Source organism: Allobosea sp. Root381 (assembly GCF_001429395.1).
Lineage (GTDB): Bacteria > Pseudomonadota > Alphaproteobacteria > Rhizobiales > Beijerinckiaceae > Allobosea.
Genome location: NZ_LMJT01000041.1, coordinates 333895 through 348527, shown reverse-complemented (window position 1 = coordinate 348527; position 14633 = coordinate 333895). Strand labels below are relative to the sequence as shown.

Sequence of the window (14633 nt, the reverse complement as noted above, 5' to 3'; positions counted from 1 at the left end):
CTCGGGCTTGACCGGAGCATCTTTGGACGATCAGGCGCCGGAGTCGTTCAGGGAGTGGCAGGGCGCTTGATCCTGCGCGTCATTCTCGGGTCTACGCTTTGCTCCGCCCGAGAATGACGCGCGGCTCTTCGTATCGGCAAGGATATGGGCTTTTGACAGACGCTACCGGCTTCAGCCTCGACGCGCTTTTTCCCGGTGTGTTCCCGGAGGCCGGTAAGCGCCCGGTCACCGGCGTCGCCTTCGACAGCCGCAAGGTGCTGCAGGGGCAGGTCTTCGTCGCGCTGGCCGGGGCGCGGGCGGATGGCGCGCGCTTCATTGCGGACGCGGTCGCGAAGGGCGCGGTCGCGATCGTATCGGGGCAGGAGCGACCCACCGATCTGCCCGCGAACGTCGCCTTCGCGCAGGTCGAGGATCCCCGGCTGGCGCTGGCTCTCGCCGCCGCGCAGGTCCATCCGCGCCAGCCCGGAACCATCGTCGCGGTCACCGGAACCAGCGGAAAATCCTCTGTCGCGGACTTCACCCGCCAGATCTACCAGGCGCTCGGCCATGATGCGGCGAGCCTCGGCACTATCGGCGTGGTCACGGCGAAGGGCGCCGATTACGGCTCGCTGACGACGCCGGACCCGCTGTCGCTGCACGCTTCCCTCGACAGGCTGGCCGGCGAGGGCGTGAGCCATCTCGCCATGGAGGCTTCGTCGCATGGGCTCGACCAGCGCCGCCTCGACGGTGTCAGGCTGAAGGCCGGCGCCTTCCTCAATCTCGGGCGCGACCATCTCGATTATCATCCGACGGTGGAGGATTACCTCGCCGCCAAGATGCGGCTTTGGGAGTTGCTGCCGAAAGGCGCGCCCGTCGTGATTAACCGCGACGAGCCTTTCGCGGCAGAGGCGGCGCAGGCCGCGGCCGCGGCGGGGCATCCGCTGATCGGCATCGGCCGCAAGGGCGAAACCATCCGGCTGGTCGATGCGGCACGGGACGGATTCTCGCAGCGGCTGACGCTTGCCGTCGATGGGCGGGAGCTAGCGGTTTCGCTGCCGCTGGTCGGCGACTTCATGGCCGGCAATGCGCTGGTTGCCGCCGCGCTGGCGATCGCGACGGGCGAAGATGCGCAGGCCGCGCTGCATGCCATCGCCGGGCTTGAGGGCGTGGCCGGACGGCTGGAGCGTGTCGGCGAAGCCAATGGCGGGCTCGTCGTCGTCGACTATGCCCACAAGCCCGATGCACTGGCCGCAGTGCTCTCGACCCTGCGAGGCTATGCTGCGGGCCGCCTGATCTGCGTCTTCGGCTGCGGCGGCGACCGCGACAAGGGCAAGCGCCTGCTGATGGGCGCGATTGCGGCCGAGAAAGCCGACATCGCCATCGTCACCGACGATAATCCGCGCGGTGAGGACCCTGCCGCGATCCGTGCCGAGGTGATGGCGGCCTCGCCGCGGCTGCGCGAGATCGGCGACCGGGCCGAGGCCATCATGGCGGCGGTGCGGATGCTCGCCGCCGGGGATGTTCTCGTCGTGGCCGGAAAGGGCCATGAAACCGGCCAGATCATCGGCGACCGGACCTATCCCTTTTCCGACCAGGACGTGGTGCGGACGGCTATCGCGGAGATCGCAGGATGAGTGCGCCCCTGTGGAGTGGAGAGAAGCTGGTCGCGGCCATGGCTGCACGGACCGAGGGGACGGTGCCAGCAGCCGTCACCGGCGTCTCGATCGACACCCGGACCCTGGAGCCCGGCGACGCCTTCTTCGCGATTACCGGCGAGGCCCGCAACGGGCATGAGTTCGTCGCGGGCGCGCTCGACAAAGGGGCTGCGCTCGCCGTGATCGACGAGGCCCATGCGGCCGGGTTCGCCGGCCGCGGGCCGCTCGCCGTCGTGCCTGACGTGCTCAAGGCGATGGAGCAGGCCGGCAGCGTCCGCCGGGCGGAGCTCGAGGCCGGTGTCGTCGCCGTCACCGGCTCGGTCGGCAAGACCGGCACCAAGGAGGCGCTGCGGCTCGCCTTGTCGCGGCAGGGCAAGACCCATTCTCCCGTCGCCTCCTACAACAACCACTGGGGCGTGCCGCTAACGCTCTGCCGCACGCCCGCCGACGTGGCCTATGCGGTGTACGAGATCGGCATGAGCAATCCCGGCGAGATCCTGCCGCTGGCGAAGCTGGTAAGGCCCCAGGTCTCGATCATCACCACGATCCAGCCGGTGCATCTGGCGGCCTTCGCCTCGCTGGAGGGCATCGCCGAGGAAAAGGCCGGCGTCTTCTGGGAGCTGGAGCCCGGCGGCACGGCCATCATCAATGCCGACATTCCGCAGGCCGAGCTGCTGGAGAGGATCGCCAAGGCCGGCCCGGCCGGCCGCGTGATCCGCTTCGGCGAAAGCCCTGACGCGGACGTGCGGCTGATCTCCTGCGCGCTGCGCTCGGACGTCTCGACTGTGGATGCGCTGGTGATGGGCAAGCCCGTGACCTACCGGATCGGCAGCCCCGGCAAGCATATCGTGCTGAATTCGCTGGCGGTGCTCGCCGCGGTGGAGGCGCTGGGCGCCGATCTCGCCTTGGCCGCGCTGGCACTGGGCAATCTCAAGCCGCCGGCGGGACGCGGCGCGCAGCAGAAGCTTGAGGCGCCGGGCGGCTTCTTCACCCTGATCGACGAGAGCTACAACGCCAATCCGGCATCGGTCCGGGCCGCGATCGAGAATCTCGGCCGCATTCCGGCGACCGGGCGGGGCCGGCGGATCGCGGTGCTGGGCGACATGCTGGAGCTCGGGCCGACCGGGCCGGAGCTGCACAAGGACCTTGCCGAGACCATCCTCGCCAACCATGTCGATGCGGTCTTCGCATGCGGCCCCTTGATGCGTGGGCTCTATGACAGCTTGCCTTCCAACCTCAGGGGTGCTTATGCCGCGCAGTCGAGCGGGCTGGAGCCTCTCGTCCTGGATGCGATTCGCGGCGGCGACGTCGTCATGGTCAAGGGGTCCCTGAGCTCGCGCATGGGGCCGATCGTCAAGGCGATCATGGCGCGTTTTCCGGTGCTGCCGGCCGAATAAGCGTTCGGGCAAGTCCGACGCTGCAACAAGGAGATAGGTCGATGCGTTCCCGGTCGGGCGCGCGTCGGTCTAGCAAGAAGAGACCTAAAATCAGATGCTCGTCTGGCTCGCCGATTTCTCCGGCTCGTTCCCGATCCTGAACGTGTTCCGCTACATCACCTTCCGCGCCGGCGGCGCGACCGCGACCGCGCTGCTCGTGGTGTTCTTCTTCGGCCCGGCGGCGATCTCCTGGCTCAGGATCAAGCAGGGCAAGGGCCAGCCGATCCGCACCGATGGTCCGGAATCGCATCTCGCCAAGCGCGGCACGCCGACCATGGGCGGTCTGATGATCCTGGGCGGGTTGCTTGTCGCGACCCTGCTCTGGGGCAATCTGCGCAACCCTTACGTCTGGGTCGTGCTCGGCGTCACCGTGAGCTATGGCGCGATCGGCTTCTATGACGACTATCTCAAGGTGACGAAGCAGTCCCACAAGGGCTTCTCCGGCAAGGCCCGGCTCGGGCTCGAGATGGTGATCGCGCTGATCGCCTGCTGGATCGTGATGCAGCTCGGCCCGCCGGCCATCGCATCCGGCTTCGCGATGCCCTTCCTGAAGGAGCTGGTGATCCCGCTCGGCATCTTCTTCCCCCTCGTGACGGCCTTCGTCGTCGTCGGCGCCGGCAATGCGGTCAACCTCACCGACGGGCTCGACGGGCTCGCCATCGTGCCGGTGATGATCGCGGCCGCCACCTTCGGCTTCATCTCCTACCTGACCGGTAACGCGATCTTCGCCAACTACCTCCAGATCCACCATGTGCCCGGCGCCGGCGAGCTGTCGGTGATCTGCGGCGCGATGATCGGCGCGGGCATCGGCTTCCTCTGGTTCAACGCGCCGCCGGCCCAGATCTTCATGGGCGACACCGGTTCGCTCGGTCTCGGCGGCCTGCTCGGCGTCATCGCGGTCGCGACCAAGCACGAGATCGTGCTCGCCATCGTCGGCGGCCTCTTCGTGATCGAGGCGCTCTCGGTGATCATCCAGGTCCTGGTCTACAAGCGCACGGGCAAGCGCGTCTTCCTGATGGCGCCGATCCACCACCATTTCGAGAAGCTGGGCTGGACCGAGCCGCAGGTGGTGATCCGCTTTTGGATCATTTCCGTCGTGCTGGCGCTGATCGGCCTCTCGACGCTGAAGCTGCGCTGATCATGACGCCCATCACCGTCTTCGCTGGCGCCCGCGTCGCCTTGTTTGGCCTCGGCGGTTCGGGGCTGGCGACGGCGCGCGCCTTGCTAGCCGGAAGGGCGGAGGTCGCCGCCTGGGACGACGGCCAGGCAGGCCGCGACAAGGCCGCCGCCGAGGGCATCACGATCGTCGATCTGGCCTCGGCCGACTGGTCCGGCTTCGCGGCGCTGATCCTGTCGCCCGGTGTGCCGTTGACCCATCCGCAGCCGCACTGGACCGTCGAGAAGGCGAGGGCGGCCGGTATCGAGGTGATCGGCGATGTCGAGCTGTTCTTCCGCGAGCGGGCGAGGATCGCGCCGGCCGCGCCGGTCGTCTGCATCACCGGTACCAACGGCAAGTCGACGACGACGGCGCTGATCGCCCATGTGCTGCGCTCGGCCGGGCGCGATGTGCAGATGGGCGGCAATATCGGCACCGCCGTGCTGGCGCTGGAGCCGCCGGCCGAGGGGCGCGTCCATGTCGTCGAATGCTCGAGCTACCAGATTGATCTCGCGCCCTCGATCGCGCCGAGCGTCGGCATCCAGATGAATCTGACGCCGGACCATCTCGACCGTCACGGAACCTTCGAGAACTACCGCGCGATCAAGGAGCGGCTCATTGCCGGCTCGGACATTGCGGTCGTCGGCGTCGATGACGAGCCTTCCAAGCAGATGGCTCGGCGGCGCGCGGCCTCAGGGCGTCCGCTGGTCAAGATCAGCGGCGAGCAGCCGCTCGATGAGGGCGTCTTCGCCGGCGTCACCGCCAATGCCGGGACGCTGGAGACGCGGATTGTCCAGGTGCGCGACGGCAAGCCGCGCATCGTTGCGAACCTCGCCGGGATCGGCTCGCTCCGTGGCTCGCACAACGCCCAGAACGCGGCGGCTGCCTTCGCGACCTGCTTTGCGCTCGGGCTTTCTGCCGATGAGATTGCCGCCGGCTTCCGCAGCTATCCGGGGCTCGCGCACCGCATGGAGGAGATCGGCCGCATCGGCCGGGTGGTCTTCATCAACGATTCGAAGGCGACCAATGCCGATTCCACCGAGAAGGCGCTGACCTCCTTCCGCGACATCTTCTGGATCCTCGGCGGCAAGGCCAAGGATGGCGGCATCGAGAGCCTGCGGCGCTATTTCCCGAACATCGCCAAAGCCTATCTGATCGGCGCGGCGAGCGACCTCTTCGCGGCGACCTTCGAAGAAGCCGGCGGCGTCATCTATGAGCGCAGCGGCACGCTCGATGTCGCGGTCGCGAACGCGACGCGCGATGCGCAGGCCCATGAGGGCACTGGCGAGATCGCGGTACTGCTCTCGCCGGCCTGCGCCTCCTTCGACCAGTTCCCGAATTTCGAGGTGCGCGGCGACGCGTTCCGAGGGCTGGTGAAGGCGCTGCCGGGTTTCGAGCCGTTCGGGGCGAGATAGGCCAGCTTCGGTCTTGGGTGGATCGCCAACATGGGTCCAAACGGTCAGCAGGGCTGGGCCCGGCCGATGTCCGACGTCGGAAGCTTGCGAGAAGCCGGACATTCGTGGTCGGTTCTGCGAGGCGTCGCAATTTAGCAATCGGCGTGTGCGAGAGCGCTGGCGGAGAGGATTTCAAACGATGAAGCACGTTTTCGCGGTCACCGTCCTGGCAGCAGCTTTCGCCTATCCTGGCATGCTTGCCGCCCAAGAGCTCCCACCCTCGATTTCGGGGCTCGGCTTGACCGATGTTCAAATCCGCCAGAAGCCGCACGTCGAGTATGGCAGCAATGTCTATGGCACCCTACCCGGCGGCGCCCGCATCAAGATCGAACTGGAGCGAAACGGCACGATCGAGGAGATCGAAGCGCGTGGGCGCGGGCTCTTTCCCATTGACCAGATCCGCTCGCTGGTTCCGGCCCCGGTGCTGAAAAGCCCCTCCTGGCCCGCCGACGCCATGCTCGAAAAGATTGAGTTCGAGCGTGGCGGACGCATTGAAATTGAAGGCCGCCTCGCCGACGGGCGCGAGTTCGATGCCGAGTTCGAAGCCGATGGGCGCGTGATCGATTTCGATACGGACGACTGAGGACTTCGCGGCGCGCGAGAGGAGCGGGCGAAGGTCCTGCGCAGCGTGGTGACCTGCCAAAGGGGCGAGACGATCAAAATGCGGGGTCGCTACGCCGCCTCGCGCCTTCGCGATTCCGGCGCCCATTCGTGCCCGCCCGGAATCAAACGCTTAACCATTCATTGACAGAGTGATTCGGAATCGCGGCGCATCCCCTGCGCCGATGCCCGTTCTGGAGCCCCCGACATGGTTTCGCGCGCCGAACCCTCTCTCAGCGGCCGCTGGTGGTGGTCGATCGACCGCGTCATCCTGAGCGGCCTCGTCGCGCTGATGGTCTCAGGCGTCGTGCTGCTGATGGCCGGCGGACCGCCGGTGGCCGAGCGGCTCGGCCTCTCGACCTTCCATTTCGTCAATCGGCAGGCCGTCTATCTGCTGGCTGCGCTGGCTGTCTTCATCGCCGTCTCGTTCCTGACGCCGCGCCAGGTCCGCCGGGCGGCGCTGCTGCTCTTCACGGTCTCGCTCGCCATGGTGGTGGCGACGCTGTATCTCGGCGTCGAGGTGAAGGGCGCGCGACGCTGGCTGACGCTCGGCCCGCTTGGCTCGATCCAACCCTCCGAATTCCTTAAGCCGGCCTTCGTCGTGCTCGCCGCCTGGGCTTTCGCCGAGGGCACGCGCAGGCCCGACCTACCGGGCACGATCCTGGCGTTCATGCTGCTGCCGGCCACCATCACCCCGCTCGTGCTGCAACCGGATTTCGGCCAGACCGTGCTGGTGACGCTGGTCTGGGGCGGGTTGTTCTTTGTCGCCGGTTTGCACTGGTTCTGGGTGCTGGGGCTCGGCAGCATCGGCGCCCTGGGCATGCTGATCGCCTACGAGATGGTGCCGCATGTGCGGGCCCGCATCGAGCGCTTCATGGACAAGGGCTCGGGCGACACCTTCCAGATCGATACCGCGCTGGAAAGCTTCGCCCAGGGCGGCTGGCTCGGAAAGGGGCCGGGCGAGGGCACGGTGAAGCGCATCCTGCCCGACGCGCATACCGACTTCATCTTCGCGGTGACGGCCGAGGAGTTCGGCATCGTCGTCTGCATCCTGCTCGTCATGCTGTTCGCGATGATCGTGCTGCGCTCGCTCGCCATTGCGCAGAAAGCCGAGGACCCGTTCATCCGGCTCGCCGTCACGGGGCTTGCCTTGCTGTTCGGCATCCAGGCCGCGATCAACATGATGGTGAACCTGCACATGATGCCGGCCAAGGGCATGACGCTGCCCTTCATCTCCTATGGCGGCTCCTCGCTGATCTCGCTCGCCATCGGCACCGGCTTCCTGCTGGCCCTGACGCGCAGGCGGCCGCGTGCCGTCGATTCCGGCGTGTTCAGGAACTGACGCCATGGCGCAGGACAAGCTCGTCATCCTCGCGGCGGGTGGGACGGGCGGGCATCTGTTCCCGGCCGAAGCGCTGAGCCATGTGCTGCGGGCGCAGGGCATCCGGGTCATGCTGATGACCGATCCGCGCGGGGCGGAGTTCGCCGGCGAGTTCCCGGCCGATGCGGTCATTCCGGTTCCGTCCGCGACCCCGTCCGGCCGCTCGCTCTCGGGCAAGCTTCGCGTCGGTCTCGACATCGGCCGCGGCGTGTTGGCTGCGCGGCGGGCGGTGAAGGAGGTCAGGCCTGCGCTGGTCGTCGGTTTCGGGGGGTATCCCACCGTCCCGCCGGTGCTGGGCGCCGCGCTCGGCGGCGCCAGGACGCTGATCCACGAGCAGAACGCCGTCGCCGGGCGGGCCAACCGCTTCCTCTCGCGTTGGGTCGATGCGATCGGCACGGGCTTCTCGGAGGTCGGCGGGCTTTCGCCGTCGGCGCGGGCGAAATGCCGCCATGTCGGCAATCCGGTGCGCCCGGCCGTGACTGCCGCGGCCTCGCCCTATGCCGGGCCGGGCGAGGGAGACTTCAACCTGCTCGTCTTCGGCGGCAGCCAGGGCGCGCGGATCATGGCCGACATCGTGCCGCCCGCGATCCAGCAGCTGAGCCCGGAGGAGCGTTCCCGTCTCGTCATCACGCAGCAGGCGCGGGCCGAGGATGCCGACCGCGTGAGCGGCATCTACGGCCAGCTCGGCGTGAGGTGCGAGATCGCGCCCTTCTTCAAGGACCTGCCGGCGCGGATGGCGCGATCCCATCTCGTCATCGGCCGTTCGGGTGCCTCGACCGTCGCGGAGCTGACTGTGATCGGCCGGCCGTCACTTCTGGTGCCGCTGCCCGGCGCGCTCGACCAGGATCAGGCCGCCAATGCCGGCTTCCTGGAGAAGGCCGGCGGCGCGATCCGCATCCTGCAACCGGAGTTCACGCCACGTCGGCTTGCGACCGAGCTCTCCGGCCTGCTGCGGCAGCCGGCGCACTTGACGGCCATGGCCGATAACGCCAAGAGCGCGGGCATCCCCGATGCCGCCGACCGACTTGCCCGCCTCGTTGCCGAGGTGGCCGGATTCTCGATTTAGACCCCATCAAGGACATCTGACCCATGAAGCTGCCGGCAGAACTCGGCGCCATCCATTTCGTCGGCATCGGCGGTATCGGCATGTCCGGCATTGCCGAGGTGCTGCACAATCTCGGTTACAAGGTGCAGGGCTCGGACGCCTCCGACGGCGCCAACGTCAAGCGCCTGGCCGAGAAGGGCATCAGGACCTTCGTCGGCCACAATGCGGAGAATCTCGGCGAGGCCGAGGTCGTCGTGGTCTCGACGGCGATCAAGCGCGACAATCCGGAACTCGTCGCGGCGCGCGAGAACCGCCTGCCGGTGGTGCGCCGGGCCGAGATGCTGGCCGAACTGATGCGGCTGAAGACAGCAGTCGCTGTCGCCGGCACCCATGGCAAGACCACGACCACCTCGCTGGTCGCGACGCTGCTCGAGAAGGGCGGGCTCGACCCGACCGTGATCAATGGCGGCATCATCAACGCCTACGGCACCAATGCGCGCATGGGCGAGAGCGACTGGATGGTGGTGGAGGCCGACGAATCGGACGGCACCTTCCTGAAGCTGCCGGCCGACGTCGCGATCGTCACCAATATCGACCCCGAGCATCTCGACCATTTCGGCACCTTCGACGCGATCAAGGCGGCGTTCCGGACCTTCGTCGAGAACCTGCCCTTCTATGGTTTCGCCGTGATGTGCATCGACCATCCGACGGTGCAGGGGCTGGTCGGGCAGATCGAGGACCGCCGCGTCGTCACCTATGGCGAGAATCCGCAGGCCGATTTTCGCCTGATCGACATCGATCTGTCGGGTGGGCAGGCGAAGTTCACGCTCCTGATCCGCGACCGCAAGCGCGGCCGCGACGAGGTCATTCGCGATCTCATCATGCCGATGCCGGGCCATCACAACGCGCTGAACGCGACCGCCGCGATCGCCGTGGCCTATGATCTCGGCGTGCCGGTGGAGCGCATCCGCGAGGCACTGGCCGGGTTCGGCGGGGTGAAGCGCCGCTTCACCAAGACCGGCGAATGGAACGGCGCGCTGATCTTCGACGATTACGGCCATCACCCGGTCGAGATCGCGGCCGTTCTGCGCGCCGCACGAGCATCGACCAAGGGCAAGGTCATCGCCGTGGTGCAGCCGCACCGCTACACGCGGCTCGCCAGCCTGTTCGACGATTTCGCCGCCTGCTTCAACGATGCCGACACGGTGATCGTCGCCGACACCTATGCGGCGGGCGAGGCGCCGATCCCTGGTGCCGACCGCGATTCGCTGGTCTCCGGCATCAAGGCGCGCGGCCACCGTCATGCCTTGCCGCTGGAGAGCTCGGACAAGCTCGCCGAGATGGTGGCCGAAGTCGCGGGGCCGGGCGATTATGTCGTCCTGCTGGGTGCCGGCAACATCACGCAATGGGCCTATGCGCTGCCGGGGGAGTTGGCGGCGCTGAAGGGCTGAGCCTTGAATCCTTCTTCCCTCGGGGGAGAAGGTGACACGGTGCAACTGCGTCATGCTCGGGCTTGCCCGGAACATCTCCGGATCGTCATTCTCGGGTCTGCGCCACGGGCGCCCGAGAATGACGACGCGGTTTCGTTGCTGCAGACGTTGGGATAAAGCCTCGGTCATGACCTTCCCCGACATCACCTCCGACATCCGCGCCGCCGCCCCCGAACTGCGCGGACGCCTGATCGCCAATGCCGAGATGGCGCCGCTGACCTGGTTCCGGGTCGGCGGTCCGGCCCAGGTCCTGTTCACCCCGGCCGACGAGGCGGACCTCGCCCATCTGCTGGCGCATCTGCCCAAGGGCATTGCCATCACCGTGGTCGGGCTCGGCTCCAACCTGATCGTCCGCGACGGCGGCGTTCCGGGTCTGGTGATCCGGCTCGGCGGCAAGGCCTTCGGCGAGATCGCGATCGAGGAGGGGGACCGGTTGCGCGCCGGCACCGCGGTTCCGGACGTCAAGGTGGCGCGGGCGGCGGCCGATGCCGCGCTCGACGGGCTTGCCTTCTTCCGCGGCATTCCCGGCTGCATCGGCGGCGCGCTGCGGATGAATGCCGGCGCCCATGGCGGCGAGACGACCGATGTGCTGGTCGAGGCGCGCGGCGTAACCCGGGCGGGCGATATCGTGACGCTCAGCCATGCCGAGATGGGCTTTGCCTATCGCAGTAGCGGGCCTGCGACGCAGGACATCATCTTCACCTCGGCGCTGTTCCAGGGCCGGCCGGGCGACAAGGCGGAGATTCAGGCCGAGATGGACCGGGTCACGGCCGCGCGCGAGGCGGCCCAGCCCATCAAGGAGCGCACCGGCGGCTCGACCTTCAAGAACCCGCCCGGCGGGAAGGCCTGGCAGCTGATCGATGCGGCCGGCTGCCGGGGCCTGCGCGTCGGCGGGGCGCAGGTCTCGGAAATGCACTGCAATTTCCTGATCAACACCGGCGGCGCCACCGCGACCGATGTCGAGGGGCTGGGCGAGGAGGTCCGGCGCCGGGTCAAGGCGCATTCCGGCTACGAGCTGCACTGGGAGATCAAGCGGCTCGGCGTGGCGGCCTGAGACCCCCTGGCAGTTAATTTCCGGCAGGGCGGAAGCGGCAGGGTTAACGGCCCGTTAACCATCTCGGGCCAAGGGTCGGACATCGTTTCGACCGGGGATCTCGATGACCACACATGTCGCAGTGCTGATGGGCGGTTGGTCCGTCGAGCGGGAGGTCAGCCTCGACACGGGCGCCGGCTGCGCCGCGGCGCTGGAGAGTGTCGGCTTCCGGGTCACAAAGGTCGATGTCGGCCGCGACATCGCCGAGGTGCTGGCGAAGCTGAAGCCCGACGTCGCCTTCAATGCCCTGCATGGCCGCTTCGGCGAGGACGGCACGATCCAGGGCCTGCTCGAGATCCTCGGCATCCCCTACACCCATTCCGGCGTGCTGGCCTCGTCTCTGGCGATCCGCAAGGACAAGGCCAAGATGGTCGTCGCCGCCGCCGGCGTGCCGGTGGCGCATGGCGTGCTGGTTTCCCGCTTCGAGGCGGCGAAGAAGCACGTTCTGCCACCGCCTTATGTGCTCAAGCCGGTCAATGAGGGCTCATCCGTCGGCGTCGTGATCGTCAAGAAGGGGCGCGAGCATCCGCCGCAGGAAATCGCCCGGCCGGACTGGCCCTGCGGCGAGGCGATGCTGGCCGAAACCTTCATCGCCGGGCGCGAACTGACCTGCGCCATCATGGGCGGAAAATCGCTGGGCGTTACCGAGATCCGGGCGTCCACGGGCGAGTTCTACGACTACGACGCCAAGTACACAAAAGGTGGCTCGATCCACATCTGCCCGGCTCAAATTTTACCAAAAATTTACCAGCAGATCGAAGAGTGTGCGTTAACGGCGCATCAAGCAATCGGGTGCCGGGGCGTCAGCAGGTCTGACTTCCGCTACGACGACGAGACCGACACTCTCGTCTGGCTGGAGGTCAACACGCAGCCCGGCATGACCGAAACCAGCCTAGTGCCAGAACTCGCAGCCCACGCGGGCCTTAACTTCGGTGAGCTCGTCAAATGGATGGTGGAGGACGCCTCCCTCGATCGGTGAAGACAGTGGCAGCGAACGCCGCCTCGCGTCTCCCCGTTCCGGCTCCCGGGCCGCAGCTGCTCGTCGGCGAGCGGCCGGGGCGCTGGCTGCGCCGCTCGCGCCGCAGCGCCGCCGCGCTGCCGCTGGCGCAGCGGCTGCCGCAGCGCATCGGCACCTGGTTGGCTCTGGGTTTCCTCACCCTCAGCGCCGGAGTCGGCATCGTGCTCGGCGGGCATCTCGAGACGCTCCGCGCCAATTACGGCGAGCCGCATCACATGCTGGCGAGCCTCGTCGGCTTCGGGATCGACCGCGTGACCATTTCGGGCATCGCGGAACTCTCCGAAATCGAGGTGCTGGTCGCGGCGGGAATCGATTCGAAGACCTCGCTGGCGTTCTTCGACGCCGACGAGGCACGCAAGCGCCTGGAGGCCGCGCCGATGATCCGCGAGGCGACCGTGCGCAAGCTCTATCCGAGCGAGGTCGCCATCACGCTGACCGAGCGCGAGCCCTTCGCGCTCTGGCAGGTCAAGGGCGAGCTCTTCGTCATCGCAGCGGACGGGACCGTGATCGACAAGATGGACGACGGACGCTTTGCCCATCTGCCGCTCGTCGTGGGGGCAGACGCCAACAACCGGGCCCGCGAATACCTCGCGCTGCGGTCCGAGGCCGGCGCCATGGCGTCCCATATCCGCGCGGCGACGCTCGTCTCGGGGCGGCGCTGGAACCTCAAGCTCGACAACGGCATGGATGTCCGCCTGCCCGAGATCGCGCCGGCCGAGGCGCTGAAGCGCCTGGTCTCGCTCCAAAGCGACTACCGCATCATGGAGAAGGACCTGCTGGCCATCGACCTGCGCCAGCCGGACCGCGTGGTCATGCGGCTGACGGAGGAGGGCGCGGCAACCCGCGCCGACCAGCTCAAGAACAACAAGACGAAGAAGAAGGGAGGCGAGGCGTGAACCACGTCACCTCCCAGGGCCTGACGCCGCGGATGCGGCCGCTCTCGTCGCGCAAGAGCGCGACGCTGTCGATTCTCGACATCGGCACCAGCAAGGTCGTCTGCCTGATCGCCGAGCTGAACCCGGCCGAGGCCAATGAGCGGCTACGCGGCCGCACCCATGTCGCGCGCATCATCGGCATCGGGCATCAGCGCTCGCTCGGCCTGAAGGGCGGCGCGATCATCGATCTCGAAAGCGCCGAGCGCGCGATCCGTGCGGCGGTGGACGCCGCCGAGAGGATGGCGAAGGTCGAGGTGCAGTCGGTCATCGTCAACCTGACCGGCGGGCGCATCGCCTCGCAGCATTATGCGGCGAGCGTCGATCTCCGCTCCGGCTCGGCCGGCGACGGCGACGTCAAGCGCGTGCTCGCGGCCGCCGCGACCCATGCGATCCGCCCCGGCAAGGCCGTGCTCCATGCGCTGCCGACCGGCTATGCGCTCGACGGCGTGCCCGGCGTGCTCGATCCGCGCGGGCTGATCGGCGGCAAGCTCTCGGTCGACATGCATGTCGTCGCCAGCGAGGCCTCGGCGGCACGCAACGTCATGCTGGCGGTGGAACGCTGCCATCTCGAGGTCGAGGCGGTGGTCGCGACGCCCTACGCCTCGGGGCTCTCAGTTCTCGTCGACGACGAGGCCGAGATGGGCGTCGTCACGGTCGACATGGGCGGCGGCACGACCAGCCTCGGCGTATTCTCGGGCGGGCACCTGATGCATGCCGACGCGATCGCGGTCGGCGGCAACCACATCACCATGGACGTGGCGCGCGGGCTTTCGACCCGCGTCTCGGCGGCCGAGCGGCTGAAGACGCTGCACGGCTCCTGCATCTCCAGCGCCTCGGACGAGCGCGACATGATCTCCGTGCCGCAGGTGGACGATGACGAGCGCGACACGCCGAACCACCTCGCTAAGTCTCATCTTGTCAGGATCATCAAGCCGCGCGTCGAGGAAATCCTCGAGCTCGTGCGCGATCGCCTGACCCAGGCGGGCTTCTCGGCCCAGGCCGGGCGCCGGGTCGTGCTGACGGGCGGCGCCTGCCAGCTCACCGGCCTGCCCGAGGTGGCGCGGCGCATCCTCGGCGGCCAGGTCCGCACGGGCCGGCCGCTCGGCATCCGGGGCCTGCCGGAAGCCGGGAAGGGGCCCGCCTTCGCGGCTGCCGTCGGCCTGCTGGTCTACCCGCAGGTGGCGCATGTCGAGCATTTCGAACCACGAGCCGGTGCGGCCTATTTCGCGACCGGGACGGATGGCTACTTCTCGCGTGTCGGGCGGTGGCTGAAGGACAGTTTCTGAATATGGCGCGGTTCTCCGCAGAGACCATGTTCGGGATTTGAGTGAGTACCGGCTCCCCCGCTTCGCGGACGAGCCACGGCGTCGAATGTAGCAATCGGGACGGCT

12 protein-coding genes are annotated in these 14633 nt (G+C 67.9%); all 12 read left to right on the top strand.

Going from position 1 to position 14633, the window contains the following annotated elements; all coding sequences use genetic code 11:
- Positions 1 to 197 precede the first annotated feature (197 nt).
- The 12 genes from ASE63_RS23065 (at position 198) to ftsA (ending at position 14528) form a co-directional block, all read left to right on the top strand.
- Positions 198 to 1613 (top strand): UDP-N-acetylmuramoyl-L-alanyl-D-glutamate--2,6-diaminopimelate ligase, encoded by a 1416-nt coding sequence (locus ASE63_RS23065; RefSeq protein ID WP_244491566.1) that lies wholly within the window; start codon positions 198 to 200, stop codon positions 1611 to 1613.
- Positions 1610 to 3031, top strand: a complete 1422-nt coding sequence (locus ASE63_RS23060) for a UDP-N-acetylmuramoylalanyl-D-glutamyl-2,6-diaminopimelate--D-alanyl-D-alanine ligase (protein ID WP_056807211.1) — start codon at positions 1610 to 1612, stop codon at positions 3029 to 3031. The genes ASE63_RS23065 and ASE63_RS23060 overlap by 4 nt, the downstream gene beginning before the upstream one ends.
- 94 nt (positions 3032 to 3125) lie before the next feature.
- Positions 3126 to 4208 (top strand): phospho-N-acetylmuramoyl-pentapeptide-transferase, encoded by a 1083-nt coding sequence (gene mraY, locus ASE63_RS23055; RefSeq protein ID WP_056807207.1) that lies wholly within the window; start codon positions 3126 to 3128, stop codon positions 4206 to 4208.
- A gap of 2 nt (positions 4209 to 4210) precedes the next feature.
- Positions 4211 to 5641 carry a UDP-N-acetylmuramoyl-L-alanine--D-glutamate ligase gene (gene murD / locus ASE63_RS23050; RefSeq protein WP_056807204.1) on the top strand — a complete coding sequence of 477 codons (1431 nt, stop codon included), beginning with the start codon at positions 4211 to 4213 and terminating at the stop codon, positions 5639 to 5641.
- Between the two features lie 178 nt (positions 5642 to 5819).
- On the top strand, positions 5820 to 6263 hold the full coding sequence (locus ASE63_RS23045) for a hypothetical protein (protein ID WP_056807200.1): 444 nt from the start codon (positions 5820 to 5822) through the stop codon (positions 6261 to 6263).
- Positions 6264 to 6488: 225 nt separating this feature from the next.
- Positions 6489 to 7622: a putative peptidoglycan glycosyltransferase FtsW gene (locus ASE63_RS23040; RefSeq protein ID WP_056807197.1), complete on the top strand. Its 1134-nt coding sequence runs from the start codon at positions 6489 to 6491 to the stop codon at positions 7620 to 7622.
- 4 nt (positions 7623 to 7626) lie between these two features.
- The gene (gene murG / locus ASE63_RS23035) at positions 7627 to 8727 is read left to right on the top strand and encodes an undecaprenyldiphospho-muramoylpentapeptide beta-N-acetylglucosaminyltransferase (RefSeq protein WP_056807194.1); all 1101 of its coding nucleotides are present in this window, start codon (positions 7627 to 7629) and stop codon (positions 8725 to 8727) included.
- 23 nt (positions 8728 to 8750) lie between these two features.
- Positions 8751 to 10157, top strand: a complete 1407-nt coding sequence (gene murC / locus ASE63_RS23030) for a UDP-N-acetylmuramate--L-alanine ligase (protein WP_056807192.1) — start codon at positions 8751 to 8753, stop codon at positions 10155 to 10157.
- 166 nt (positions 10158 to 10323) lie between these two features.
- A complete protein-coding gene (gene murB / locus ASE63_RS23025) occupies positions 10324 to 11250 on the top strand; it encodes a UDP-N-acetylmuramate dehydrogenase (protein ID WP_056807187.1) in 927 nt (308 codons plus the stop codon).
- Positions 11251 to 11353: 103 nt separating this feature from the next.
- A complete protein-coding gene (locus tag ASE63_RS23020; RefSeq protein ID WP_056807185.1) occupies positions 11354 to 12268 on the top strand; it encodes a D-alanine--D-alanine ligase in 915 nt (304 codons plus the stop codon).
- A 5-nt stretch (positions 12269 to 12273) separates the two neighbouring features.
- Positions 12274 to 13203, top strand: coding sequence for a cell division protein FtsQ/DivIB (locus tag ASE63_RS23015; RefSeq protein ID WP_244491545.1), 930 nt, complete (start codon positions 12274 to 12276; stop codon positions 13201 to 13203).
- A gap of 32 nt (positions 13204 to 13235) precedes the next feature.
- Positions 13236 to 14528: a cell division protein FtsA gene (gene ftsA / locus ASE63_RS23010; protein ID WP_056807521.1), complete on the top strand. Its 1293-nt coding sequence runs from the start codon at positions 13236 to 13238 to the stop codon at positions 14526 to 14528.
- Positions 14529 to 14633 lie beyond the last annotated feature (105 nt).

Coding starts and splice junctions, on each gene's coding strand:
- ASE63_RS23060 (WP_056807211.1), top strand. CDS start 1,610: ATGAGTGCGCCCCTGTGGAGTGGAGAGAAGCTGGTCGCGGCCATGGCT.
- mraY (WP_056807207.1), top strand. CDS start 3,126: ATGCTCGTCTGGCTCGCCGATTTCTCCGGCTCGTTCCCGATCCTGAAC.
- murG (WP_056807194.1), top strand. CDS start 7,627: ATGGCGCAGGACAAGCTCGTCATCCTCGCGGCGGGTGGGACGGGCGGG.
- murC (WP_056807192.1), top strand. CDS start 8,751: ATGAAGCTGCCGGCAGAACTCGGCGCCATCCATTTCGTCGGCATCGGC.
- murB (WP_056807187.1), top strand. CDS start 10,324: ATGACCTTCCCCGACATCACCTCCGACATCCGCGCCGCCGCCCCCGAA.
- ASE63_RS23020 (WP_056807185.1), top strand. CDS start 11,354: ATGACCACACATGTCGCAGTGCTGATGGGCGGTTGGTCCGTCGAGCGG.
- ASE63_RS23045 (WP_056807200.1), top strand. CDS start 5,820: ATGAAGCACGTTTTCGCGGTCACCGTCCTGGCAGCAGCTTTCGCCTAT.
- ftsA (WP_056807521.1), top strand. CDS start 13,236: ATGCGGCCGCTCTCGTCGCGCAAGAGCGCGACGCTGTCGATTCTCGAC.
- ASE63_RS23040 (WP_056807197.1), top strand. CDS start 6,489: ATGGTTTCGCGCGCCGAACCCTCTCTCAGCGGCCGCTGGTGGTGGTCG.
- murD (WP_056807204.1), top strand. CDS start 4,211: ATGACGCCCATCACCGTCTTCGCTGGCGCCCGCGTCGCCTTGTTTGGC.